This is a genomic window from Chryseobacterium tructae (assembly GCF_030409875.1).
Lineage (GTDB): Bacteria > Bacteroidota > Bacteroidia > Flavobacteriales > Weeksellaceae > Chryseobacterium > Chryseobacterium tructae.
Genome location: NZ_JAUFQR010000002.1, coordinates 49,659 through 75,920, shown reverse-complemented (window position 1 = coordinate 75,920; position 26,262 = coordinate 49,659). Strand labels below are relative to the sequence as shown.

The window sequence follows — 26,262 nt, the reverse complement described above, 5'->3', positions numbered from 1 at the left end:
ACCAATGATCATTACACTGGTAAATTGTTACATTGTTACATTAAATTTTTAAACATCATAATTAAGCATCACCACATTCGTTGTCGGGTGACATTGACAGGTAAGAACGAAACCTCTCGCGACTTCGTCTTCGGTAAGTGCGTAGTTTTTCTCCATAAAAACTTCTCCTTCTAAAACTTCCGCTTTACACGTACAACACACTCCTCCTTTACAAGCAAAAGGCACAGGAAGATTGTCTTTCAATGCTTTATCTAAGATACTCTCTTTTTTGGAATTAAGGTGGAATGAATATTCATCATCATCAATAATCACTGTCACCATACTTTCAATATTGGCAATAGCTTTGAATTCATCACTCATTTCTTCTGTATTCTCTTCATCGGGAGCTGTGAAATATTCAAATAGAACCTGAATAGCAGGTACTTTTTTATCTTTCTTTAAATAATCTGCAATCCCTTTGATCATTTCTGAAGGACCACAAATAAAATAAGTAGCTTCTTTTACATCAACCTCTGTATATCTTTCAAACAACTGATCTAACTTTTCAGGAGAAATTCTTCCTTCAAAAACCGGATCTTCATGTTTTTCACGGCTTACCAGATAAATCACTTTAAGCCTTCCGTTGAACTGTTCCACCAGCTTATCAATTTCAGCTTTTCTTAAAACATGATTCATGCTTCTGTTACTGTAAAACAGATAAGCATTACTGCTAGGTTCCTGATAAAGACTTTCTTTAATATTAGACAAACCGGAGTAATTCCGCTTCCCGCAGCCAATCCTACGTAAGTCTTCACATTAGTTGGGTGATAGGAAGTATTGAAACCACCCATTGGAGGCATTACTTCCAACATTTCATCCATATGAAGATGTTCATTGAAATACCCGGATACTTTTCCGTTTTCCAACAATTTCACCAAAACTTCCAGTGTATTGCCTTTTTCACTTGGAGCATTACAGATAGAATAAGAACGTCTTTCTTCATTTCCGTTGATCATCATTCGGAAATTAAGATACTGTCCTTGTTTGAACCTGAACTTGTCTTTCAATTCTTCAGGAATCTCTACAGCAACATTTACCGCATCTGAAGTATCCTTCTGAACCTTTACAGTTTTAAGTTTATAAAATGAATTCATTATTTTTTTAGTATTCTATTAATTTTTCCACCTTCGCATTTTGGCAGGCTATCCTGGGCGTGCACTTTAACCTTTGTAGTGATCCCTACTCTCTTTTTGATTTCGTTTTCAATATTTTTCCCGAAGCTTCCGACAAAATTAAAATAATCATCGGTATCTGCTTTAATTTTTTGAGCATTTACAAGCTCATCATCAATTTCAACATCAATATCCAAAGCTACGCACATATGTTCTTTTTCAATTGGGGTTAAATAATAATTGGGAACCACTCCTTTCACATGAGAAAATGCCTCTTCAATCTGGCTTGGATATACATTTACTCCTCTTACGATCAGCATATCATCTGCTCTGCCAATGATCGGTTTCATTTTCACCAATGTTCGTTTAGCATTTTCATCGTAATAAAGACTTGTAATATCATTCGTCCAATAACGCAGAAGTGGCATTGCTTTTTTTGTTAAAGTGGTAATCACCAACACCCCTTCTTCCCCGAAAGGAACTGGCTGCTTCGTAATTGGGTCTAAGATCTCAGGATAAAAATGGTCTTCCCAAATGTAAGCTCCACCTTTTTCTTCAAAATCTTCCATAGAAACTCCTGGCCCAATAATTTCACTCAATCCATAAATATTGGTGGCATGAACTCCTAACCTTTCTTCGATATGACCTCTGATAATCTCTGTCCATGGTTCTGATCCTAATACGGCATACTTTAAACTTATTTCATCGGCAGAAATCCCTCTTTTAGCAAATTCATCCGCAATGGTCAAAGCGTAAGATGGAGAACAGCAGATCACTTCCGGCTTAAAATCTACAATAAGATCCACTTGTCTGGCCGTCATTCCTCCTGAAATAGGAAGAACACTCATTCCTAACATTTCTGCACCATAATGAAGTCCTAATCCACCTGTAAAGATCCCATAACCATAAGCGTTATGTAATTGCATTCCCGGCCTTGCACCAGCAGCATGTAGTGATCTCGCCACCACTTCACTGAACAGGCTTACATCTTCTTTAGTATATCCCACCACTGTTGGTTTTCCCGTAGTTCCACTTGAACAGTGAATTCTCTGTAATTCATCTTTAGGAACTGTAAATAAACCGAATGGATAATTGTCTCTTAAGTCCTGTTTGTAAGTAATTGGAAGTTTCGTGATATCCTCAATTGACCTTATATCCTGTGGGGAGATCTGCAATTCATCAAACTTTCTTCTATAAAATTCCGATCTCTCGTTCAGATAACCCATGAGATTTACTAACCGGTCGGATTGAAGCTGTCTCAATTGACCCAGCTCCAGATATTCAACTGAAAAATCCATAAAACTAACTAACATTTGTTAGGTGTAAATTTAAAAAGATTTTGGAAGCTGACAAAATTTTTATGATTTTCGTCATATTTTGAATGATTCTAAATAACTGATTTGAAAATGGCACGGAATGACCATAGACTCAATAGCAATATTAAAAGGTATATTTGAACCTTTACCAATTACTTATATCCTTACTGATTGTCATTCAGAGCGGAACGAAGTGGAGTTCGGAATGTTAACTAATGTGTTAGTTAAATTGAAATAATGACAGAGAATATTTTATTTATTTTGGTTCCCTAGAAGTCCAAAAAGAATCTTATCCCTTATTTCCTCAGTGATTTCATCAGTAGAATCACTACTTCTTTTGAACCAGAAATACGAATTATTTAGAGTATGAAGAATGAATCTTGTCGTAAATGATGGGGACTTCAATTCCCAATTTTCTGCCTGATAGATTTCGGAAATCAGTTGTTCCACTTCCTGTTGATAATTCTTTCTTAGCTCTATGAATTCTGGAAGCCTTTCTTCCAGATGTCTCCATTCTATAGAATAAATGTGGGTAACATCACGGTTTTTAAGAACAACCGATAAATGTTTATCCAAAAACAGATCTAGTTTTTCCCTTGGAGCAATATTCGTATTTTTTACTTTCTGAAGCTCATCGAAAAACTCCTGTGCAATACCAAAACAAACCCATTCCAGAATTTCTTCCTTTGAACGGATGTGTGCATACAGCGATGCTGCTTTGATATTAAGCTTCGTAGCCAGATCTCTTACCGAGCTCCCCATATAGCCTTTCTCCTTGAAAAGCTCTACTGCTACGTCTAATATTTTCCTTTGTTTTTCTTTAAGTTCCATCTGTAAAAATGCAAAAGTAGTTATTCTGAAATAAATTGAGAGTTGCAATCTAGCAAATTCGTTGATATCCAAATTCCGTTTCAATATTTTTCTTCTCTGAACTGACGAATTGCTCATCAACTTCAAAGAAAATTATAAAGAATCGGAAATTTTGTCAAGTTAAATTATCGTTAAAAATACATAATCCGGAAATTTTGTCCTAATTTTTTGTAAATTTAATAATTGAACGATTTTTGCGATACAGTCATCGATTACATGATTAAATAATTGATAGGCATTAAGAAACTGAGCCTTAAAATTTAGTTTCTTGATGTTTTTTTAAACTGAACTTTAAACGAATCATTACCAAAAATATAGAAAATATGAACTTAAACCAATATACTGTAAAATCACAAGAAGCCATTCAGGCAGCTCAACAAGTTGCAATGGAATTTGGCAACCAACAAATAGAACCTCAACATTTACTGGAAGGAATCTTCCAGGTGGATGAAAATATATCGCCTTTCCTATTAAAGAAATCTGAAGCAGATGCCAATTTAGTTAGAGAGCGAAACCGTGAAAATTTAGAAAAGCTTCCTAAAGTACAGGGAGGGAATATCTATCTTTCACAATCAGCAAACAAAGTATTGCTGGATGCACCTAACATCGCTAAAAAAATGGGTGATGAATATGTAACGATTGAACATTTATGGTTATCCTTAATAGAAACAAGCTCTGAAGTCTCTCAGATGTTGAAAGATATGGGAGTAACCAAAAAATTATTGGAAGGAGCCATCAAAGAATTAAGAAAAGGAAGCAAAGCGACTTCTGCAAGTTCAGAAGAGACTTACCAATCTTTAAATAAATATGCTAAAAACTTCAACGAATTAGCTGCTGAAGGAAAACTGGATCCGGTAATCGGGCGTGATGAAGAGATCAGAAGAGTATTACAGATCCTTTCCAGAAGAACCAAAAACAATCCTATCCTCATTGGGGAACCAGGTGTAGGTAAAACGGCTATCGCTGAAGGAATTGCCCATAGAATTATTAATGGAGATGTTCCGGAAAACCTGATGGATAAAACATTATATTCATTGGATATGGGTGCATTGATCGCCGGGGCAAATATAAAGGTGAATTTGAAGAGCGTCTGAAATCTGTTGTGAATGAAGTGATCAAATCGGATGGACAAATCATTCTTTTCATTGATGAGATCCACACTTTAGTAGGAGCTGGTGGTGGTGAGGGCGCTATGGATGCTGCCAACATTTTGAAGCCTGCCCTTGCAAGAGGTGAGCTAAGAGCTATTGGAGCAACCACTTTAAATGAATACCAAAAGTATTTTGAAAAGGATAAAGCACTAGAAAGACGTTTCCAGAAAGTAATGGTGGAAGAACCGGATACTGAATCTGCGATTTCCATTCTTCGTGGAATTAAAGATAAATATGAAGCGCACCACAAGGTAAGAATCAAAGATGAAGCGATTATTGCGGCTGTAGAAATGTCTCAAAGGTATATTTCAGACCGATTTTTACCGGATAAAGCTATTGACCTTATCGACGAGGCTTCTGCTAAACTAAGAATGGAAATCAATTCCAAACCAGAAGAACTGGATGTTTTAGACAGAAGACTGATGCAGTTGGAAATTGAGTTAGCCGCCATTTCAAGAGAAGGCAACCAAACCAAGATTGACCATTTAAAAGAAGATATCTCTAAAATTTCTGAACAAAGAAATGAGATTAATGCAAAATGGCTGAAAGAAAAACAAAAAAGTGAAGATCTTACTCAGATCAAAAAAGATATTGAATCTCTGAAATTAGAAGCCGAAAGAGCTTCCAGAACCGGAGACTATGCTAAAGTAGCGGAAATCCAATATGGAAAACTTCGTGAAAAAGAAGATGAGCTAGCCAAAATGGAACTGGAAATGCAGAACCATCAGAACGAGCTTATCAAAGAGGAAGTAACTTCTGAAAATATTTCTGAAGTCATTGCAAATGGACAGGTATTCCTGTCACCAAGTTACTGCAATCTGAAAGAGATAAATTATTACATCTGGAAACAGAACTTCATCATAGAGTTGTAGGACAAGATGAAGCCATTGAAGCTGTAGCGGATGCCATCAGAAGAAACAGAGCCGGATTGAGTGATGATAAAAAACCAATCGGATCCTTCTTATTCTTAGGAACAACTGGTGTAGGTAAAACTGAGCTTGCAAAAGCATTAGCTGAATTCTTATTTGATGATGAAAACAATATGACCAGGATTGATATGAGTGAATATCAGGAACGTCACAGCGTTTCCAGATTGGTAGGAGCTCCTCCGGGATATGTTGGATATGATGAGGGCGGGCAATTGACTGAGGCCGTAAGAAGAAGACCTTATTCAGTAGTACTTTTAGATGAGATTGAAAAAGCACATCCTGATGTTTTCAACACTTTGCTTCAGGTTTTGGATGACGGTCGTTTAACAGATAATAAAGGCCGTGTAGTAAATTTCAAAAATTCAATCATCATTATGACCTCGAATTTAGGTTCTCACCTTATTCAGGAGAATTTTGAAAACTTAACTGAGGAAAATCAGGATGAGATTGTGGATAAAACCAAAGATCAGGTTTTCGATCTTTTAAAGCAAACATTAAGACCGGAATTCCTGAACAGAATTGATGAGATTGTACTGTTCCAGCCTTTAAAAAAGAAAGAAATTGGAAAAATCGTTCAGTATCAGTTGAGAGGCTTCAATGAGATGTTAGCCAAACGTAATATCATCATGACTTTCACTCAGGATGCAGTAGATTATCTGATGAATAAAGGATATGATCCGGCATTTGGAGCACGACCTTTAAAAAGAGTTATTCAACAGGAAGTATTGAATAAACTGTCCAAAGAAATCCTTGCAGGAAATGTAAATGATGGTGACAGAATTACGCTGGATTACTTTGTGGAAACAGGATTAGTATTCAGACCGACTGAACAATAAAAGAATAAAATAGTTTTTTTTCATATATTAATTTTTGTAGATAAGTGCTGTAGAGAAAATCTGCGGCACTTATTTTTTTTCGATAATTTAGAGTAAAATTATAATCATGTACAAAAAGCTAATTATTCTTTTATTTTTAGGGCTTTCGTTTCTCTCCAGCGCCCAAAATAAAGACTATCCGCCCATTCCGCCTCACCAAAACAGCAAAGATAAAGAGTTCAAACACAATGAAAGCCAAGCCATTGCAGCTACTGATAAGCTTGCAAGAAAATATCTTTTGCAAGAAATTAAAAAGAATAATGATCATATAAGTGATATTCAGGTAGAAGAAATGCTAATAAGCTTCTTCAAAAATGCTGAAAAGAAGGTTAAAAAATATAAAAACACAGACAGAAATCTGGTGTGGCTCGTCTCTTACATAGTTACAGCTTCCAGGCTCGAAATCACAATTAATGATAAAGCCTTACATCTGATTAGCATTTATGATATTCCGATACATGAATAATCTATATTCTATTTCTATATATATATTCATCAGGGGTTAAGAAATTTATTATCCTTTCATTTTTTATCAAAATCCAGTGAATTATAACTATCTTTATCATACAAACAAATTAATAACTTAAACAAAATCAGTATGAAAAAGTTAAAAAGACAAGAGTTAAAGAAAATCGCGGGTGGAGTTCTTCCTCCAATGATTGCATGTGACGAATTCTGGAATTGCCCTACCGGTCTTTGCTGTACAGCAGGTCTGGTCTGCAGAGATCCTAAAAAATATGGATGCATTTAAATAGAAGCGGAGAATTTTCTCCGTTTTTTTTATACACAATCGATTAGTTTTACATCATCCTTTTCCCATTCATATGCAACCCGTAAAAACACGGAAAAAATAATAGTATAATTCCCTATTCCCTATTCTATTTTATAACTTATTTTTTTACGAAATTTGCAGAAATACGGATATTCCATTATAAAACTAAGTTATGAAACAGAATCTACTAATGAGCGCTATTCTGCTGTATCAGGAATAATGTCAAATGAGCTGATGAAGGCGCTTATTGACAATTATCGTGAGAATCAAATGAATGCTATCAACAAAGCCATGGGAATAGAAGACGCTAATTCGATATGGTTTGATCTTCCTAAATTGAAAAATTTCATCAATCTGATGGAGCAGGAAGCCAGTAAAATAAATCCTGATTATACTCCTGAAGATTTGGGAATCAGATTTTACTATGCTGCATATCCAACAATTGAAAATTGGGATATGATGGAAAGTCACCCTGTACCACACGAATACTCTGGAAGACATACTCTCGTCATGATCCCTACCTTGAAAAAAGAATATGAAGGGGAAATTTTCAATTGTGATTTTCATACTTTACAGACTAAAAAAAGAAAGTCACCCCATCTTGCCCTTACTGCACGTGGACAAGAACCTCCTGGAGAGTTAGGAGAAAATAGCGGAATATTATCTCCTCCGGGAAATTCCAGAGGAATGTTCTAGTATCAATTAAAAGAATTTTATTATAAGCAATGACTGAATTTCAGAGGTTTTTCTCACAATTCATGTATACTGGAGAAGCAATAGCTGCTTTAGTTTCCATTATTTATTTCAACCGCATAAAAAAACAGCATTGGAAGTATTTTTCTTTGTACCTGATTGCTATTTTTTTGTGCGAATCTTCTGTGAAATGGGCAGAAAAACCTCTTCGTATCGATAGGATTATCTTTTACAACTATTTTGTAATGCCATTGCAATTTATATACTTTTATTGGCTGTATGCTATAAAGTCTCTGAAAAAACCAAAGTTGTTCTATATATTTTCTGCACTGTATTTTGCTGCGTTTATTCCACAACTTTCGCTTTTCATGGAAAAAAAGGTTGTTTATTCTTTAAATTATACTTTAGGCTGCTTATTTTTAATGGTTTTGGTAGTCATGGAATATTATAAGCAGGTCAACTCAACGGAGATTCTAAAATTCAGTACGAACAGGATGTTTTATATCAACCTGGGGATTACTCTTTTTTATATAGGAACGCTCCCATTTTTCACCTTCATGTCTCTTCTTTGGGAATATAGAGATATATGGGATCTTTATTTTGCTTATTTTCAGGTGTCCGGAGCTGTAATGTATATTTTATTCGCAAGTTCATTTATATGGGGAAAGCAGAATTAATAGTCACAATCATTCTTTTCAATACATTCTTTGTAATGTTTGCCGTTGCAGTAGCTATCTATATCAGAAACTACAGGCAGCGTAAAAAAGAATATCTTAATGAGATCGAAATGAAAAATGAAATTCACCAGAGGGAACTACTGTCTACTCAACTGGAGATCCAACAGGCTACCATGCAGCAAATTGGGCGGGAACTGCATGACAATATCGGACAAAAACTAACCCTTGTGAGTCTATATGTTCAACAAATGCTTTATGAGAACAAAGTTCCGGAGGCCAACGAAAGAATTGACCAGGTTTCACAAATCATCAATCAATCTTTACAGGATTTGCGAAGCCTTTCAAAAACGCTGACGGATGATAATATCAGTCAAAAAGAAATCATTACTTTAATTCAGGAAGAAGTTGACAATACCAATTCATTGAAGAAATGCCTTATCAGCTTCGAACATAATTTTGATCAGCTGGATTTGGGTTTTGTACATAAAAATCTTCTGCTCAGGATCACTCAGGAATTTATTCAAAACAGTATAAAACATTCTCATTGCAAAAATATCTTGATCAGTTTAGATACTTCTGAAAGTATTCTTTGGGAACTCACTATTCGTGATGACGGGATTGGGTTTGATACTGCTCGTACAAAATCCAACGGTATCGGTCTTACCAATATGAAAAACAGGGCTGAAATTATCGGTGCCGACTTCCTTCTTGAGAGTAAAAAAAATGTAGGCACCCAACTTAATATTATTTTAAAAAAGCAACCATGAAAAAAACAATTGTAATTGTTGATGATCATATACTTATAGCTAAAGCCCTGGAAGGGATTATTGGTAACTTCAGTGAATTTGAGGTTATCTATGTCTGTGATAGCGGCAAAGATCTGATTCAAAAATTTGAAGAGGGAAATAAGATTCCGGATATCATTCTTATGGATGTCAGCATGCCCGTGATGGATGGTTTTGAAACAGCCGCCTGGGTTACCAAGAATCACCCGGATATCAAAATAATGGCATTGAGTATGCAGGGCGATGATAATAGTGTGATTAAAATGATCAAAAACGGAGCAAAGGGATATCTTTTAAAAAATACCCACCCAAAAGATCTGGAAACAGCTTTAATAAGGCTAAATACGGACGGATTCTTTTACCCCGAATGGGCTTCAAAGATTATCTTTTCCAATCTCAACAAAGCTAATGAATCCGAAATCTCTATAAAAATATCCGAACGGGAAAAAGAATTCCTGAAATATACAGTCACTGAGCTAAGTTATAAAGAGATAGCAGATAGAATGTGCTGCAGTCCCAGAACAGTTGAGAGCTATCGAGACCAATTATGTGAAAAACTGGATTTAAAAACCCGTGTTGGACTAGCCGTTTTTGCCATTAAAAATGGCTTTGCCAGCTAATAATAATATTAAAAAAATTCTATAAAAATAATTCGTTATAGAATTTTTTTATTTCACCCAACCCACATAATTGTGAAATATATCAAATATATTCAATTTTAACTAAAATTCAATACAACGCTATTTTAAATAAATAATACTCAATTAAAACCTCTATTGATTGAGAATAATTTAAATAAAATGCAAAATAATTTGCACATCAATTTCAAATAATATAATTTCACATTCTCAAAATTTAAAAGCGATATGAAAAAACTATTATTTGGAGCTCTTGCTCTGGGATTAATGTCTGCCTGTAATAATGACAGCGTAAACAACCAAAATGAAACACCAATGAATTCAGAAGCTTCTTCTCCTCTCAGTGCTACACAAAGAAATTGTCCTTCAGAAGAAATGAGAAATGAAGCCTTAAAAAACGATCCGGCATTAAGACAAAAAGTTGCTGATTTTGAAGCTAATGCGACAAATTTTGCCAAAAATATGGCTATGGGAAAAGTTCTAGCCGACGGAACTGTTGAGATCCCTGTAGTAGTGAATGTACTATACAGTACAACTGCTGAGAATGTATCAGATACAAGAATTGCAGAACAGATTGCCGTATTAAATGCTGATTATGGTGGAACAAACACTGATGTTTCAAAAATACCTACAGAGTTTCAAGGAGTAAAAGCAGGTGATGTAAAGGTAAGATTCAAACTAGTGAATACGGTTAGAAAATCGACTACAAAATCATCATGGGGACCAACAGATGTTAACAACAGTACGATGAAGAGAGCATCTACAGGAGGAATTGATGCTACGAACACCACAAACAACTTCAATATTTGGGTAGTGGGGCGTATGCCAGACACTAAAGGAGATGTCCTTGGTTTCTCATCATGGCCTGAAGATTCTGGTACATGGAAAGATGGTGTCGTAATAGCAGCTCCATTTTTTGGTAAAACCGGAACATCCGCTAATTTTAACTTAGGAAGAACAGCTACTCACGAAGTAGGACATTATATGGGACTTAGACACATTTGGGGAGATAAAACTTGTGGAGATGATTTGATTGCAGATACTCCTACCCAAACAACTGCTAATACTGGCAACCCAACTTATCCACTTTACAATACATGTTATGGTGTGAAGAGATCTGTAATGTTTATGAATTACATGGACTACTCTAATGACAAATCATTATATATGTTTACTGCAGGGCAAAAAACAAAAATGCAATCTGTAGTAGCAGCTAATGGACTAAGAGCTGGATTAAGAGTTAATTAAAAATCCATTTTTTAAAAATTTTTAAAAACTATCTCAAATTGAGATAGTTTTTTTTATTTCCCCCACATCAAAACCATACACTAAGAAGAATAAGATAAAAAAATCAATAATTACAACTCTCATTTAAAGCTATTTCATTGATTGATTCATTGCGAAAAATATTCTACAAATAATCAAGAAATATAATTTATTTTCACTTAAAAACACACTTAAAAGGGAAATATAAAACAATAATCAATAATTAATTAAAACACAAAACAAATGTAATTATATTGAAATATATTCAATTAAAACGTAGATAAAATAAACATTTATCAAGCTTTTGGATAAAAAACTTGCATATTAATTTTAAATGATATAATTTCATACCCTCAACCACATTATATTATAACGATATGAAAAAACTCTTTTTAGGAGCTCTGATTCTGAGCTTTATGTCAGCCTGTAATAATGACAGCATTACCAATCAAAATGAATCCTCAATGAATTCAGAAGCTTCTCCTACTGCTTCAACCGCTACCCAGAGAAAATGTCCGTCTGAAGAAATAAGACAAGCAATGCTTCTGAAAAACCCTGCACTTAAACAAAAAATAGCCGATATTGAATTCGGTACTGAAAAATTTGCAGAAAATATTAAATTTGGAAAAGTACTTGCAGATGGAACCGTTGAAATCCCGGTTGTTTTTAACGTGATCTACAATACTTCAACCCAAAATGTTTCCGATGCAAGAATCGCTGAACAAATTGCTGTTTTGAATGCTGATTATGGTGCTACCAACACTGACGTTACCAAGATTCCTTCAGCATTTCAACCTTCAGCAGCAGGTGATGTAAAAATCCGTTTCAAATTAGTGGCTACTAACCGTAAACAGAATTCAAAAACAGGCTGGAGATCTGATCTTGAGCAGATGAAGAAAGCAAGTACCGGTGGAATAGATGCTACTGATGTAAATAAAAATTTGAATATATGGGTTGTTAATTCAATTCTGGACGAAAATAGCCAGCCTGGAACTTTAGGTTATGCTTATTATCCGGAACATGCAGGACAGTGGTATGACGGTCTTGTGATAGGTTATCAATATATAGGAAAAACTGGCGCTTCAGCTCCGTTCAACTTAGGAAGAACAGTAACGCATGAAGTAGGCCATTACTTAAACCTTCCACACCTTTGGGGATCATCTGATGCAGGCTGCCAAACAGATTACTCTAATGACACTCCAACTTCTCCAGGTCCTAATTACGGAAATCCAACATATCCTTTGAACAGAGTTTGTGGTGGAGTAAGCCGTTCTCAAATGTTTATGAATTATATGGATTATGTAGATGACAAGTCCATGTATATGTTTTCTGCTAATCAAAAAACAAGAATGCAGGCTGTAGTATCCGCATCCGGACCAAGAGCTGGGTTAAGATAATTAATAATATCAGCTGAAATATTATAAATTTATTAAAATAGTCTATCTCAATTTTTGGGATAGATTTTTTTTATATTTTTACACGATATTAAATTTCAGGATCACAACGATGAAAAAAATAGCCCTAGCATCAGGGATTTTACTGCATTTATATAGTTATAAAGCACAGGATACAATCCAATCTCGAAACCTTAAGCAGGATATTGCTTTAATCAACACCAACACACCCATAAAAGAGTCTGCGCCATTTTTCAAGAAGGAATGGGTAAAAAAATCTGTGGCCCCAGCCATTCTTTTTACTGCCGCTGCTGCAACATGGGGAGAAAAAGAAAATATCCGTGAGGTCAGAAACCGATTCCTCCCCAACTTCAAGGTAAAATATGATGATTATCTTCAATATGCACCTGCCGTAGCCGTTTATGGACTGAAATTGGGAGGTGTAAAAGGAAGAAACAATATTGGAAGAGCTACTTTATCTTATGGTGCCAGCTTGGTGATCATGGGAATCCTTGTGAATTCTCTTAAATATACGACAAAAGTTGAACGTCCGGATGGATCTAAAAACAACTCTTTTCCATCAGGACATGCTGCCATGGCTTTTACCAATGCCAGCTTTTTGCATAAAGAATATGGGATGGTAAATCCGGCTTACAGTATTGCCGGATATGGTTCTGCTACGATTACAGGACTTGGACGAAACTTAAATAACAGACACTGGGTTCCTGATATTCTTGCTGGGGCGGGAATCGGAATTATATCTACAGAACTTGGATATTTCTTTATTGATAAAATTTATAAGAACAAGGGAGATAATTTAAGTATTTTATCCAGAATACAAGGAAATGATTATCCTTCCTTCCTTGCATTGAAAATGGGTACGGCATTAGGTACCACCAACTTCCTGAGAGAATCTGAATTGGATGATAAAAAACAAGTTGGTTTTGAAGGCGGAATAGAAGGTGCCTATTTCTTCTCTAAAAAATGGGGAGTAGGTGCAGATGTCACTTTCAGTAGTTTTCCTATTAAATCTCAAAGAATTACTTTTGATGATGGACAGGATTTTGGTGACCATGAGGTCAAGACTCAATCTATGGGCTTTTTGTCAGCAGGTATCGGTCCTTATTTCTCTCATGAATTCTCTGATAAATGGCAGCTTACTTTAAAAGTAACGGGAGGCTACGCAGCTACCGCGAGCGGAAAAGTATTTGTAAAGGGGATAATATTGATGCTCCTAATCATGAACTTCAGATCGCCAGGTACAAACCGAAACCTTCTTTCCGTTGGAATACAGGAGCCTCTATGACTTATAAGTTTAATCCTGGATTAGGTCTTACTTTCTATACGGATTATAACCTGATCAATTCTACCATCCGTTATCACTTTAGCGATGAAATCAAAGAAAGTGCAGAGCTGGATCAGCAATTGAATAATCTTATTGCTAAAGAAAAGATAAGTTATATTACCCTTGGTTTAAGATTAACCGCATTTTTTTAAAATAAAAAGCCTTCAAATCTGAAGGCTTTCATTTTATAAAGTTTTACTGTTATCTCCCGGTGTATAATCCATGAAAATATCACCATCCAGCTGTACAGATTTCACTTTTTTCTTGATAGGAATCACAAGATCAGCTATCTTTTGATCTTTTTCCCACACAGATGGTGAAAAATGTAATTTTTCTGTAGTCCCATCTTCATAAGATAATACTGCATCAAACGGAATGGCGAACCCTCCTATATTTGCTACATTCACAGTAAGCAAATCATTCATTTGAGAGGCTCCGGCCACTTTTAAATCAATATAATTATTGGTATAAAACCAATTTTGGAAGAACCAGCTCAGGTTTTTTCCTGAACCCGTACTCATAGAATTAAAATAATCCCATGGAACCGGATGTTTTCCGTTCCAGTTATTCATATAGTGATGTAATGCTTTTTTAAATAACTCATCTCCCAGATAATCCTTTAATGCCAGATAAGATAAGGATGACTTCACATATGAATTGTTTCCATATCCGGAACCACTTACTTGTGTACTCATGGTAATAATCGGCTGATCCTGTTCCGCTGACGGGTCATTGATCCATCTTTTCACACGGAAGTTTTTATAGAAATCTTTAGCTTTCGCTTCACCATTCTCATCAATTCCAATTAAATATTCCAAGTAGTTGCCCAACCCTCATCCATAAAGGCATATCTTGTTTCATTAATTCCCATATAGAAAGGGAAATAAGTGTGAGCAATTTCATGATCTGCAGTAAGTCTTGCATCCTGAAGATCATCAGGGATACTTGTATCATTAATCATCATTGGGTATTCCATATCTGCATACCCTTGAATAGCCGTCATTACATTATATGGATATTCTACTCCCGGCCAGTTTTTAGAAAACCAGTCCAGGTTATAGCGCATCCAGTCTACATAATGTTCAAAATCTTTAGCTCCTGCTTTATATCCTGCCTGAACACTTGCTCTTTTGGTTTTCAATTGAACGCTTGCCGCATCCCATACATAATGGTTACTCAAAGCAAAACAGAAATCTGTAATATGATTGGCTTTAAATTTCCAGATATTCCATTTATTCTGCTGGGTTACTTTTCCGGACTTCATTTCCTGTTCGCTAGCAATTTGCATTAGCTTATCACTTTTCAATGAAGCTTTATATCTTTTCAAATATTCAGGCTGAAGAACAGATTCCGGGTTCAGGAAATCTCCGGTTGCCCATACTACATAATTCTTTGGTGCAGTGATGGCAAAACTATAGTCATTAAAATCATTATAAAATTCCTGTCTGTCGGAATGTGGAAGCATATCCCATCCATTATAATCATCATATACAGAAATTCTTGGGAAAGAATACGCTACATAGAATGTTTCCGGATCAATCTGACCTTCTCTCCCACTTTGTACAGAAAGCGGATATTCCCATTCAATTTTAACCTCAGCTTTTGATTTTGATTTTAGAGCTGACTTTAGTTTTACTTTTTCAACAGTTCCCCAATCATCACTATTGATATCATATTTTTCACCATTTACAATAAATGATTTAATCTTAAGCCCTGTGGACAGGAAATCTTTGGAAACCGATCCGGATCTTGGAGACTCCGGTTTGTGCAGATTATTCACAAATCTAATTGCCAATTCATTCAGATTATCCGGGCTGTTATTGGTATAAACAATTGTTTCTTTTCCGGAAACGACCTTCGTATTGGCATCTACTTTTACATCAACATTGTAAGTTCCTTTATTCTGCCAATAGTTTTTACCCGGTGCCCCTGAAATATCACGGGTTCCTTTCTCATAGGCTCTTTTAATATTTCTCGGCATATATAATTCCTGAGCGGAAAGTTGCAACAAAGACACAACCACCAACATTCCGGAAAAAATTCGCTTCATAATGATCTCTTTTTAAGATAAGTATCAAAAATAGCGAAAATGTAACACCAAGTAGTAATTTCTTTTATAATAATGTTTTATGGTAATTGCTTTTTTATTTAAAACATTCTAAAGCCTCTCCTGTTCTGATGTTTTTCTAATCGTTTTTGCGTTCTTCACAGCTTGGTTTCCAAAGTTATATTTAAGAGATAATGTGACCCCTTGAGTATCCGAATAATCCAGGAAATAATTATCCTGATTGGCATATTTGGTAACTACTTTCTGCCCCATTGTTCTAAAGATATCATTGACAAAAAATGATGCTTCCAGCTTTTTATTAAAGAACTTTCGATTCATTACAAAATAAGCAGACCAGGTAGCAGAAATCCTGAAAGGCCCCTGAACCCCCGGCGAATAATAGCGATGTCCCATTTCCATTTTCCAATCACTAGTTTTATCTAATGTAAAATTGGCAGAGATATTAGACATCAAATTCCAAACCTTATTCTGATGCAGAATACCATCTACTCCATTAAAATAATTTTCGTTGTGTTCCAGGTTTTCAGAGACTACTATATTCCACCAGGGTTTTATCTGGACATTTTTGTACAAGCTTAGTCCAAATGCCTGTCCTTTTTCAATATTGGTAAAATGGTAAACTACATTATTGGTTTCCGGCACCTGATAAGAGATTTCCATAGATGGATATAATTCTTTACGGTAATACAGATCAAGATGCCAGTCTTTCCAGGAATAAGAAAGGTTAAGATTATGAATAATGGTTGCCTTCAATTGTGGATCTCCCTGAAAATAAGAGAACAGATTATAATAAGACTTTGCCGGATTCAGCCATGAATAATTAGGTCTGCTGATTCTTTTGCCATAGGAAAAACCAAACTCATGTTTATTTTCGGTGGTGTATTGTGCATAAAAAGTAGGAAAAAAGCTCCAGTAGTTACTTTTATTTTGCTCATAAGGTTCAGAAACAACTCCTTCGAGGTCTGTCATTTCCGCACGAAGCCCACCTTTAAAGCTCCATTTTCCTATATTGTATGCTAGAGAAGAATACAAGGCAAAATTATATTCTTTATAATCAAAAATACTGCTTTTTTCAGGTCTGTATTCTATAAATCCATTTTCATTGTCAGAGAAATCAAGCGTACTTTTTGTCTTTACAAAACTATACTTTGCTCCTGATTCCAGTTCTAGTTTTTCCCCTTTCCATTGATAATCCAGTTGAGTAGAATACAGCTGCACATCGGCTTTATTTTGGGTCATGAAATTTTCTTCTCTGGGAGCCTCGCCTGCAAAATTTAAATGGGTGGCTACATTCTGGTATTTTTTGGCATTGTTGCTGGTAAAATAATTGACCCAGGATAGATTGCTCTTTTTATTCAACTTTCGATCTACCTGAAAGCTAAGAGAATTATTAATGGAACTTGATTCATGATCGTTCAGGGTTCTATAATGAGATTCTATGACTTCCTGATTGTTGTAGATGGCGGTAGGCACATCGTAGATTCCATGAGATTTTGGAGAAAAATACCCTGAATAGTTGAGGCTCAAATTGGTCAAACTGTCCAATTCGTATTCCACATTAAAATTCAGAGTATTCTGGTTAGTGTTTTTATCCTTCCTATTCATCGTACTCACCCATCTGGTCTGGCTTTCGGGATAATAAACATAGTCAGATCCTTCACGGAGATAGGTTCCCATTCCCTTATAATAGCTTGCCATAACGGAGAGCTTATCCTTCTTATAATATTGAGACAGTCCGAAAACAGCCTTTGCATATTGCGTTTGAATATATTTTGAAGACAAAATTCCACGATAGCCTTCAATTTTGTTCTTTTTCATAACAATATTAAGCACTGCACTTCCTGAAGCTTCGTATTTTGCAGGTGGATTGGTAATCACTTCTACAGATTTCACTTCGTCTCCCTGCGTATTTTCCAAAAGATTTTTAAGTTCATCGCCAGTCAGCATTACTTTTTTATCATTGATTGTTACCAAAATCCCTGCACTCCCTTTTACTGTGAGAACATTATTATTTACAGCTACATTCGGGGTATTCTTTAAAATTTCCCATGCATTGAGTGATGAAATATTACTATTCTCCACATTAAATTCAAGACGGTCAATTTTTCTTTTGATCAACGGTTTTCGTTTAGTCATGACCACTCCTTCGATCTCTTTCGTTTCTTTTCTTAGAATAATTTGTAACGCTTCAGGCTTTTCCAAATCCAGATTCTTTTCAAATAAAGAATATCCATTATTCTTTATCACCAGCTTTATATTTTGTTCTTTGATATCTTCCAGCATGAAACCTCCATTTCCATCAGTTTTTAATTCTTTAATTAATTCATTTCTGGAATTGTAAAGGATTACATTCACTGCTGAAAGTTTTTCATTTTCGGTGTTCATCACCGTACCTGCAATTTTTTGTTTTTGAGCCATCATCATTATGGGAAAGCACAGAAAAAGAAGAGTTTTGTTCATGGTCATATTTTTAAGAATGATATCATATCACCTCTTGTATTTACAGTACAAAAATCTATATTGAACAGGAGAATTTCGGTTAATAGAAGGTTAATGATGGGTTAACGACCTTTTTGCTTTAAAAATGAAAAGCCTGAATCAAAAATTCAGGCTTTTACAATACATCTAAGCTATATTTTATGGATAAGGAATGGCTTTATCCAATTCTATCGGATTATAATATTTTTTTATATCCATTTGCGTTTGTTTCGTCAGACCAGCAAATTCTTCCTTACTTTTAATTTGTTGTCCATTGATTTTTACATTCCAATCCGGTTGAAACTCTGTTCTCATCCTGGCGTAAGGATCGTTATAAAACTCAAGATTGAGCTTTACCCATTTCTTAAAATCAATTGTAATAGGATCCATCGAGTAATGTTTTTCGAGAAATCCTTTTGTATCATAGGTCTTGGGCAGATTATTATTTCTAGAAAAAGAGTAGATAAAATCTTTCTTATCATCTTCAATATACAATATCAATCCTGGCAATCCTCTGAATTTATAAGGCCCTTCGGGAATGTTAATATCTGGTGTAAACCATGCTGTCCAACTTCTTCCTCCAAATTTTGCAGTTGCTTTCTGAAGGTTATAATTATTGATCTTTTTGGTATCATTTTCTACTTTCCACTGAATATTATCTTCAGTTTCAAAAACATAATAGTAAGGCATCATTCTGATCTGAAAGTAGTTTTTATTTTTATTGGAATTTATTTTCCGAATGATGGTTTGTTCAGACAAACTGGTGTGCTGAGAAGACATTCCTCCATGAAGGACATTAAGGGAATCATTCACCAAAAATTCAAATTCATAGAACTTTACTTCTCCAGGGTTGATATCCAGCACCATTTCTTCTTTATCATAATTGGGATCATTGGAATCCGGCCTGTATTGAAGCTCATAGATGAATCGATGAGTCTGAGCGCTCATTACAGTCACCTGCAATACTATAAAAAGAATAATAAGCTTTTTCATGGGATCGTCTTTGTGTTTTAAAATTAAGAAAAATATTATATATCAGCAGATTGGTTAATGAAAGGTTAATGATAAAAATACTGTTTCAGTACAATGGTAAAGCTTTATCTTTGTTTTGATGATATCCAAGAATAAAAATCTGATTTATATTTTTGCCACGCTGTTTCTTTTTTTGCTGGGCATTCAGGTATATTTTATATATCAAACCTATCAGGTTAAAGAAAGGGAGATATATAGATCTATAGACCAGAATATTTCAGTCTATACTGATCAGGTAGTCAACAATCATTCTTCCAGTGACAATAAAAGTGATTCTTTGAAAAAAGTTGTCACTGAATACTATCACAAAAAACTCAACAAACAGGATTTCTTAAAATATCTGGTTGAGAACAAAAAAAATTCCAGCAAGAATTTAACAACTTACATTCATGATCGTTACAAAAAAAACGGATATATCATCTGTGTAAGAATTCAATATAATGTAATCCTTCATCTTCCCGACAGCACTAAGCTGATACAACAACCTGTCACCATTTATGAAACAAAAGATAAGGTGAGAAAACCGCGGATTACCAGTATCGGAACATGGAGAACGTCTTCTATCCAGGAAACTTCCGGACAAGAAACGATAAATAATATGGATGCATTCCATGTGGAGACCAAAACAGAAATTGAAATTGAAAATATACAAAGTCTCGTGTTCAGAGGGATTATTGTATTAATTATTTGCTGCGTGAGCTTACTTGTAAGTGTTCTTTTATTATATATTCTCACGGTCAAAAACCTCATCAAGCAACAAAAGCAGGTAGAAGTTCTCCACACTGTTGTGGATAACATTTCCCATGAGTTTAAAACGCCAATAGCTACTTTAAAAATAGCCTCCAAAACACTAAAGAAAGGCTGGAACCCAGATACCCTGCCACTTATCGACCGACAAATTACAAGACTGGAAAGCCTCATGCTACAGCTTCACAAAGATGAAACGCCGGATGAAACAATTGCAATACAACCTGAAAACTGGGATTTCTTTATTCAGGATCTGGCTTTTACGTATCCGAAAATAGATTTTAAATTTGAAAATAAAGTCGCTATACAGCTCCCTTTCGATAAAAACTTTATGGAAACAGTGATCAAGAATCTTTGTGAGAATAGTATCAAATATGGTGCTTCCACTGTGACAGTCAATATCAATACCTCTTCTCAACATCTGAAAATTGAGGTTTCCGACAACGGGCAAGGTATGGAAAGTAAAGAGCTGAAAAATATTTTTGAAAAATTCTACAGAATACAATCGAATAATATTCATAATAGCAAAGGACTTGGGCTTGGGCTTTACTTTGTGAAAGAAATCATCACTTCCTATCATGGCAAGATTGATGTCTCCAGCCAGGCTGGTATTGGAAGTACTTTTAAAATAACCATTCCTTATGAAACTAAACTCTTACTGGCAGAAGACGATTCTGATTTCGGAACAATACTTAAGCAATATCTTGAGCTGGAAGACTTTGATGTCAGCTGGTTTCAGAATCCTGAGGACATCATTCCTCTTCTTACCACTGATTTTCCTTTTCAGATGGGTATTCTGGATGTTATGATGCCTAATATCGACGGTTTTTCATTGGCAAAAATGATAATAAAGGAAAAAAACAATTTTCCGCTTTTATTTTTAACTGCAAAAAATCAAAAAATTGATCGTTTAACCGGGTTAAAAATAGGAGCTGATGATTATATTGCCAAGCCTTGTGACCCTGAAGAACTGGTGCTGAGAATCAGAAATATTTTGAAAAGAACTTCACCTTCTGCTGTAGAATCTCAGCTAAAGATTGGGGAATACTCTCTGGATACTCAAAAACTTCTTCTTTCCCACCCCAATGGAAATATCCGGATGACAATCCGTGAGCAGGAGCTCCTGTTGTATCTTTTGAAGCATAATCATTCTACTATCACAAGAAATAATATTCTGGATAATTTATGGGAAACCAATGATTATTTTACAGGAAGGAGCCTTGATGTATTTATCAGCAGACTGCGAAAGTATTTTAGTAATGACCCGAATGTAAAAATCCAATCCCTTAGAGGAATTGGATTTGAGATTGATTTTCCCACCATTTAATTTTTTAGAAGGAAAGCTTTACCATAACCGGAAAATGATCCGACGGATAAAGGAGGTTTTTTCTTCTGTCGTTGATATGACGGTGAGATCTTATTTTAAAGTCTTTTGTGAAAATATAATCGATTCTTTCTTTAGGCACTTCATTCACATTAAAAGCCGTAAAGGTTCCTATAGGCCCATAATGTTTCGTCTCTGAATGATTAAAAGTATCCTTCATATTCTGTGAAAGGATTTTAACCGGCTCTGTATCATCCGTAAGATTAAAATCTCCGCTTACCGTTACCGGCAAATTCTCAGGATTAAGCTCCTTGATCTTTTTTAGAATGAGTTCGGAAGACTTTACTCTGGCTACATTTCCAATATGATCAAAGTGAAGATTCATAGCCAGAAACTCTTTTTTTGAGTTTTTATCCTTGAAGATAGCATAAGTACAGATTCTGTTCAATGCTGCATCCCATCCTTTTGAAGGCTTCTCAGGAGTTTCGGACAACCAGAACGTTCCTGATTTTACGACTTCCAGCCTTTGGGTATCATAAAAAATAGCAGAAAATTCTCCCTTCTGTTTCCCATCATCTCTCCCTACTCCGATATAATCGTAATTCTTCAAATCATTTTTAATATCCTTCATTTGTTCGGGAAGTGCTTCCTGAACTCCAAAATAATCAGGATGATAATAGGTTAATAAATCAGCAACCTCCTGTTTTCTCTCCGGCCATGCGTTTTCTTTGTCAGAAGCAACATTCAATCTGATATTAAAACTCATTACCGTAAGGTCTTGTGAAAATCCCAATGCAAAAAGCATAAGAAACATCATTGAAAAGCTGAAACGCACCATATAATCTATCAATTTGAGACAAAAATAAGACTTCTCTGGATGAGAGAAGCCTTATTTATATCATGATAATGTTAAATTATCTTCTTACAAAAAAGATTATTCTTTATTAAATTTATATTCCCTTCCGTTGTCAGTAAGGGTAATTGTCTTTTTATCTTTGCTAAAAGCAATTGTGATACCCGCCTGTTCAAAAGCAAATTTATCATCACCTAGGTATTCCAAAGGAAATTCTTGTTTTTCACCTGCTTTTCCAAGAAGCTTACCCTCTTTTTCAATAAATGTTATTTTAACCGGAGACTCTTTACTTCCATAAGTACCCATAAAATCTTTAGCATTGATCTTATCAATCGGCTTTACATCTGAAGGTATCCATGTATTATTTTTCACGTTGCTATCAGGAATCATAGAATTGGGATCCAATTTCACCTCAGCAACTTCTTTATTAGAGTCCACTTTAAATTTCCATTCTTTATTTCTCTTCCAAACCTCAACAGGAATCTTTACAGTTTGCACTGTCCCATCTTTGAATTTCAACTGAACGGTTGTAGGCATTGGCAACTGACCAAGGTTTTCCACAGTAATCTGAGCTCCGTTTTTAAAATCCCCATTGATGTATTTTACCTCCTTAACTGCCTGATCAATTTTCCATTTATTAAAAAACCATCCTCTCCAAAACCAATTCAATTCTTCTCCGGAAACATTTTCCATTGTATGGAAGAAGTCCCAAGGGGTAGGATGCTTGAAAGCCCAACGATCAATATAGGTTCTGAATGCTTTATCAAACTTTTCCGGTCCAAGAATAGATTCTCTTAAAATAGACAATCCAGCACCCGGTTTATAATAAGCTAATGCAGCTATATTTGATTCTTTCATATTATCAGGACCTACCATAATGGGTTCTAGATGATCACTCATCAGAAAACTCCCCGTTCTTGCCATATCTTTTTTCCTGTAATATTCTCCTTTATTGAAAGCTTCTGTTGAAAGTCCATTGATAAAAGTATTAAACCCTTCATCCATCCAGGCAAATAGTCTTTCATTAGAGCCTACAATCATAGGGAACCAATTATGTCCGAATTCATGGTCTGTAACTCCCCAAAGGCTTTCTCCTTTTGAATCCATATGACAGAAAACAATTCCCGGATACTCCATTCCGCCTTCATTCCCTGCAACATTGGTTGCTGCAGGATAAGTATATCCATACCATTTATTTGAATAGTGCTCAATAGCAGCTTTAGTATATTCTGTAGATCTTCCCCATGCTTTCTCGCCAGCACTTTCAGCCGGATAAGCAGAAATAGCCAATGATTTTTTACCATTTGGAAGGTTAATTCTTGCAGCATCCAAAATAAAGCCTTCAGATGAAGCCCACGCAAAATCTCTCGCCTGAACAATTTTAAACTTCCAGGTCTTCGTTCCTGTTGCCTTGTTTTTTCCAATTTCAGATTCAGGACGAATCATTACTGTTTTATCACTGTTTCTGGCTTGATTCCATCGGTTGATTTCTTCTTTGTTATATACTTCTTTTTCATTCAGCAATTCTCCGGATGCCACTACATAATGATTGGCAGGTACAGTAATATTAGCGGTAATATTTCCATATTCTAAGTAAAATTCGGAAGCACCCAAATAAGGTAAAGTATTCCAGCCTAATACATCATCATACACACACATTCTTGGATACCATTGTGCCATAGTAAATACTTTACCATTCTTTGTATCCTGTATTCCCATTCTGTCTGAACCATATGCAGGAGAAATAAAAGAATAATCGATGGTAATTTTGGCAACCCCACCCTTTGCTTTTAATTCTTTGGGCAGATCAATCTGCATCCTTGAATCTGTAATTGTATATTTTACTTCTTTGCCATCAAGCTTTACAGATTTAATAGTATATCCGCCTTCAAAAGTTTCTCCATGAGCTCCATTTCTACTTCCGGACAAAGGTACGACAGCATTACCTCGGGAGTCTTTTGCAAATAAATTCTGATCAAGCTGCAACCAAAGGAAGCTTAGTTGATCTGGGCTATTATTCGTGTAGGTAATTTCAGCAGTTCCTGCAATCTCTTTTTTATCTTCGTTCAGACTTACATTTAAGTGATAATCTGCTGAATTCTGCCAATAGGCATGTCCCGGCTGCCCGCTTGCAGAGCGGGTTTCCGTACCCGTCTGAGGGTAGAAGAATGGTTTGAATGCTTCTACATAATCATATTTTGGAGTCTCCTGAGCGTATACCGATCCTGTAAAAAGGAAAGCTGCAACGGTGGAAACAAGTATTGGAAATTTACAATTCATTTGAAAAACTTTTTGTATAGGTAAAAAAAAATCCCGGAATTGTTACAAATCCGGGAGCTTTTTATATAAAAAAATTAATTAATTTGATTTTTTAGATTTAATCATTGCTTCTAATGCATCCCACATTTCACTTGGAATAGCTTCAAGCATATTGAATTCTCCTGCCCCTTGAAGCCATTCTCCACCATCAATGGTTACAACCTCTCCATTCATATAAGCGGAATAATCTGAAACAAGGTAAGCAGCAAGGTTAGCCAGCTCCTGATGTTCTCCTACTCTTCTCAACGGAACTTTTTTCTTCATATCGAATTTTTCCTGTAAATCTCCCGGAAGAAGTCTATCCCAAGCTCCTTTAGTAGGGAAAGGACCAGGTGCAATGGCATTGAAACGAATTCCATATTTTGCCCATTCTACGGCCAGTGATCTGGTCATTGCCAGAACTCCTGCTTTAGCACAAGCGGATGGTACAACATAGGCAGAACCAGTCCATGCATAAGTGGTTACAATATTCAGAACCGTTCCTGGAGTTTTAGAATCTATCCAGTGTTTTCCTACAGAAAGTGTACAATTTTTGGTTCCTTTTAAAACAATATCTAAAATAGAATCAAAAGCAGAATGAGTCAGTTTTTCTGTTGGAGAAATAAAATTTCCAGCAGCGTTGTTTAGTAAAATATCAATCTTACCAAATTCCTTAATAGTGGCTTCCTTCATAGCTTCCACTTCATCCCAGTTTCTTACATCACAAGCTACACAAAGAACTTTTCCACCAGTTTCGGCTTCCAGTTCCTTTGCAGTAGTTTCTAATTTTTCCAGATTCCTGGAAGTGATCACCACTTTGGCTCCCAATTCAAGAAAATATTTGGTCATCGCTTTTCCAAGACCGCTTCCGCCGCCGGTTACAATCGCTACTTTATCTTTTAGTGCACCTTCGCGCAACATGGGTTGTGTATACATACTCATAATTTAATGATTTTAATAAATATAATATAGATTCTACAGGCGACAAAAGATTCCTGAAGAAAATTAATGATACTTTGTATGTAAATTTAATATAATTATTCTTCCTTTCACTTTTTAAAATTATGCAGGAGATAGTAATAAGAAAAAAGCCGTTTTACTTTCTGTAAAACAGCTTTTAGTGGATATTGAAATATGAGTTATGAAGCAACTGTTCCTTTGAAAGAAAGGGTTTTAGGTGTCTTGCTTTCGCTGGTTGTAACGTTCACCGTTTTCATGAATGGTCCAGCCGCTGCAGCGTTATAGCTTGCTTCTACAAAACCTTTTTTACCTGGCTGAATAGGAGTTTTAGTATAATCTGCTGTTGTGCAGCCACATGAAGGAGCTACATTTTGTATAATGATCGGTTTTGAACTTGTATTGGTAAATTCAAATCTGATAATCTTTGGTTTTCCCTGAGGAATATTTCCTACATCTATAGATTCTGATTTCCATTTGATGCCATCAGCTACCATTTTTACAATTGAAGAACCTTCTGTTGAGAATACATTAGCATAGAATGGAGAGAAAGCTAGAACTGCTAAAACTGCTGTAATTTTTAATTTTTTCATGAGTATAAATTTTTAATAGTTAGATATCATAAATACATTTGTATTTTTCC

21 protein-coding genes and 3 pseudogenes are annotated in these 26,262 nt (G+C 35.4%); 13 read left to right on the top strand and 11 right to left on the bottom strand.

Going from position 1 to position 26,262, the window contains the following annotated elements; all coding sequences use genetic code 11:
• Positions 1–48: 48 nt before the first annotated feature.
• The 4 genes from QWZ06_RS23285 to QWZ06_RS23270 all read right to left on the bottom strand — a co-directional run bounded on the left by QWZ06_RS23285 (position 49) and on the right by QWZ06_RS23270 (position 3,415).
• Complete coding sequence (locus QWZ06_RS23285) at positions 49–675, bottom strand: 2Fe-2S iron-sulfur cluster-binding protein (RefSeq protein ID WP_290301518.1); 627 nt, start codon at positions 673–675, stop codon at positions 49–51.
• Positions 672–1,133: an FAD-binding oxidoreductase gene (locus QWZ06_RS23280; protein WP_290301517.1), complete on the bottom strand. Its 462-nt coding sequence runs from the start codon at positions 1,131–1,133 to the stop codon at positions 672–674. Before QWZ06_RS23280 ends, QWZ06_RS23285 begins: the two co-directional genes overlap by 4 nt.
• Entirely contained in the window at positions 1,133–2,449 is a 1,317-nt protein-coding gene (locus QWZ06_RS23275) for a phenylacetate--CoA ligase family protein (protein ID WP_290301514.1), read from the bottom strand. Before QWZ06_RS23275 ends, QWZ06_RS23280 begins: the two co-directional genes overlap by 1 nt.
• Before the next feature lie 270 nt (positions 2,450–2,719).
• Positions 2,720–3,415 carry a TetR/AcrR family transcriptional regulator gene (locus QWZ06_RS23270; protein WP_290301513.1) on the bottom strand — a complete coding sequence of 232 codons (696 nt, stop codon included), beginning with the start codon at positions 3,413–3,415 and terminating at the stop codon, positions 2,720–2,722.
• 245 nt (positions 3,416–3,660) lie between these two features.
• Between QWZ06_RS23270 and clpB the strand changes: the two are divergent.
• The 11 genes and pseudogenes from clpB to QWZ06_RS23215 all read left to right on the top strand — a co-directional run bounded on the left by clpB (position 3,661) and on the right by QWZ06_RS23215 (position 14,014).
• Positions 3,661–6,253, top strand: a pseudogene (gene clpB, locus QWZ06_RS23265) (ATP-dependent chaperone ClpB).
• A 106-nt stretch (positions 6,254–6,359) separates the two neighbouring features.
• Positions 6,360–6,758, top strand: a complete 399-nt coding sequence (locus tag QWZ06_RS23260; RefSeq protein WP_290301511.1) for a hypothetical protein — start codon at positions 6,360–6,362, stop codon at positions 6,756–6,758.
• Positions 6,759–6,890: 132 nt separating this feature from the next.
• Positions 6,891–7,043, top strand: a complete 153-nt coding sequence (locus QWZ06_RS23255) for a hypothetical protein (RefSeq protein ID WP_290301508.1) — start codon at positions 6,891–6,893, stop codon at positions 7,041–7,043.
• Between the two features lie 156 nt (positions 7,044–7,199).
• Positions 7,200–7,760 carry a hypothetical protein gene (locus QWZ06_RS23250; RefSeq protein WP_290301506.1) on the top strand — a complete coding sequence of 187 codons (561 nt, stop codon included), beginning with the start codon at positions 7,200–7,202 and terminating at the stop codon, positions 7,758–7,760.
• A gap of 29 nt (positions 7,761–7,789) precedes the next feature.
• The gene (locus tag QWZ06_RS23245; RefSeq protein ID WP_290301505.1) at positions 7,790–8,434 is read left to right on the top strand and encodes a hypothetical protein; all 645 of its coding nucleotides are present in this window, start codon (positions 7,790–7,792) and stop codon (positions 8,432–8,434) included.
• On the top strand, positions 8,416–9,201 hold the full coding sequence (locus tag QWZ06_RS23240; protein ID WP_290301504.1) for a sensor histidine kinase: 786 nt from the start codon (positions 8,416–8,418) through the stop codon (positions 9,199–9,201). Before QWZ06_RS23245 ends, QWZ06_RS23240 begins: the two co-directional genes overlap by 19 nt.
• Positions 9,198–9,839: a response regulator transcription factor gene (locus tag QWZ06_RS23235; protein ID WP_290301502.1), complete on the top strand. Its 642-nt coding sequence runs from the start codon at positions 9,198–9,200 to the stop codon at positions 9,837–9,839. Before QWZ06_RS23240 ends, QWZ06_RS23235 begins: the two co-directional genes overlap by 4 nt.
• A gap of 246 nt (positions 9,840–10,085) precedes the next feature.
• The gene (locus tag QWZ06_RS23230; protein WP_290301500.1) at positions 10,086–11,105 is read left to right on the top strand and encodes a zinc metalloprotease; all 1,020 of its coding nucleotides are present in this window, start codon (positions 10,086–10,088) and stop codon (positions 11,103–11,105) included.
• A gap of 395 nt (positions 11,106–11,500) precedes the next feature.
• On the top strand, positions 11,501–12,520 hold the full coding sequence (locus QWZ06_RS23225) for a zinc metalloprotease (RefSeq protein WP_290301499.1): 1,020 nt from the start codon (positions 11,501–11,503) through the stop codon (positions 12,518–12,520).
• A gap of 109 nt (positions 12,521–12,629) precedes the next feature.
• Positions 12,630–13,823 (top strand): phosphatase PAP2 family protein, encoded by a 1,194-nt coding sequence (locus tag QWZ06_RS23220; protein ID WP_290301497.1) that lies wholly within the window; start codon positions 12,630–12,632, stop codon positions 13,821–13,823.
• Positions 13,820–14,014, top strand: a complete 195-nt coding sequence (locus QWZ06_RS23215; RefSeq protein ID WP_290301495.1) for a hypothetical protein — start codon at positions 13,820–13,822, stop codon at positions 14,012–14,014. Before QWZ06_RS23220 ends, QWZ06_RS23215 begins: the two co-directional genes overlap by 4 nt.
• 33 nt (positions 14,015–14,047) lie before the next feature.
• Here QWZ06_RS23215 and QWZ06_RS23210 read toward each other — a convergent pair.
• The 3 genes and pseudogenes from QWZ06_RS23210 to QWZ06_RS23200 all read right to left on the bottom strand — a co-directional run bounded on the left by QWZ06_RS23210 (position 14,048) and on the right by QWZ06_RS23200 (position 19,401).
• A pseudogene (locus QWZ06_RS23210) lies at positions 14,048–15,912 on the bottom strand (M1 family metallopeptidase).
• 108 nt (positions 15,913–16,020) lie between these two features.
• A complete protein-coding gene (locus QWZ06_RS23205; protein WP_290301493.1) occupies positions 16,021–18,390 on the bottom strand; it encodes an outer membrane beta-barrel family protein in 2,370 nt (789 codons plus the stop codon).
• Positions 18,391–18,567: 177 nt separating this feature from the next.
• On the bottom strand, positions 18,568–19,401 hold the full coding sequence (locus tag QWZ06_RS23200; RefSeq protein WP_290301492.1) for a GLPGLI family protein: 834 nt from the start codon (positions 19,399–19,401) through the stop codon (positions 18,568–18,570).
• 118 nt (positions 19,402–19,519) lie between these two features.
• Here QWZ06_RS23200 and QWZ06_RS28030 point away from each other — a divergent pair.
• Positions 19,520–20,821: pseudogene (locus QWZ06_RS28030) on the top strand (sensor histidine kinase); the annotation flags it as partial.
• On the top strand, positions 20,822–21,514 hold the full coding sequence (locus QWZ06_RS23190; protein ID WP_290301595.1) for a response regulator transcription factor: 693 nt from the start codon (positions 20,822–20,824) through the stop codon (positions 21,512–21,514).
• A 4-nt stretch (positions 21,515–21,518) separates the two neighbouring features.
• On the opposite strand, the gene QWZ06_RS23185 is transcribed toward QWZ06_RS23190, so the two are convergent.
• The 4 genes from QWZ06_RS23185 to QWZ06_RS23170 form a co-directional block, all read right to left on the bottom strand.
• Positions 21,519–22,349: an endonuclease/exonuclease/phosphatase family protein gene (locus tag QWZ06_RS23185; RefSeq protein ID WP_290301490.1), complete on the bottom strand. Its 831-nt coding sequence runs from the start codon at positions 22,347–22,349 to the stop codon at positions 21,519–21,521.
• A gap of 96 nt (positions 22,350–22,445) precedes the next feature.
• Positions 22,446–24,644, bottom strand: coding sequence for a M1 family metallopeptidase (locus QWZ06_RS23180; RefSeq protein WP_290301489.1), 2,199 nt, complete (start codon positions 24,642–24,644; stop codon positions 22,446–22,448).
• A gap of 78 nt (positions 24,645–24,722) precedes the next feature.
• Positions 24,723–25,604 carry an SDR family oxidoreductase gene (locus QWZ06_RS23175; protein WP_290301487.1) on the bottom strand — a complete coding sequence of 294 codons (882 nt, stop codon included), beginning with the start codon at positions 25,602–25,604 and terminating at the stop codon, positions 24,723–24,725.
• A gap of 197 nt (positions 25,605–25,801) precedes the next feature.
• Positions 25,802–26,212: a DUF1573 domain-containing protein gene (locus QWZ06_RS23170; RefSeq protein WP_290301484.1), complete on the bottom strand. Its 411-nt coding sequence runs from the start codon at positions 26,210–26,212 to the stop codon at positions 25,802–25,804.
• Between the last annotated feature and the right edge of the window lie 50 nt (positions 26,213–26,262).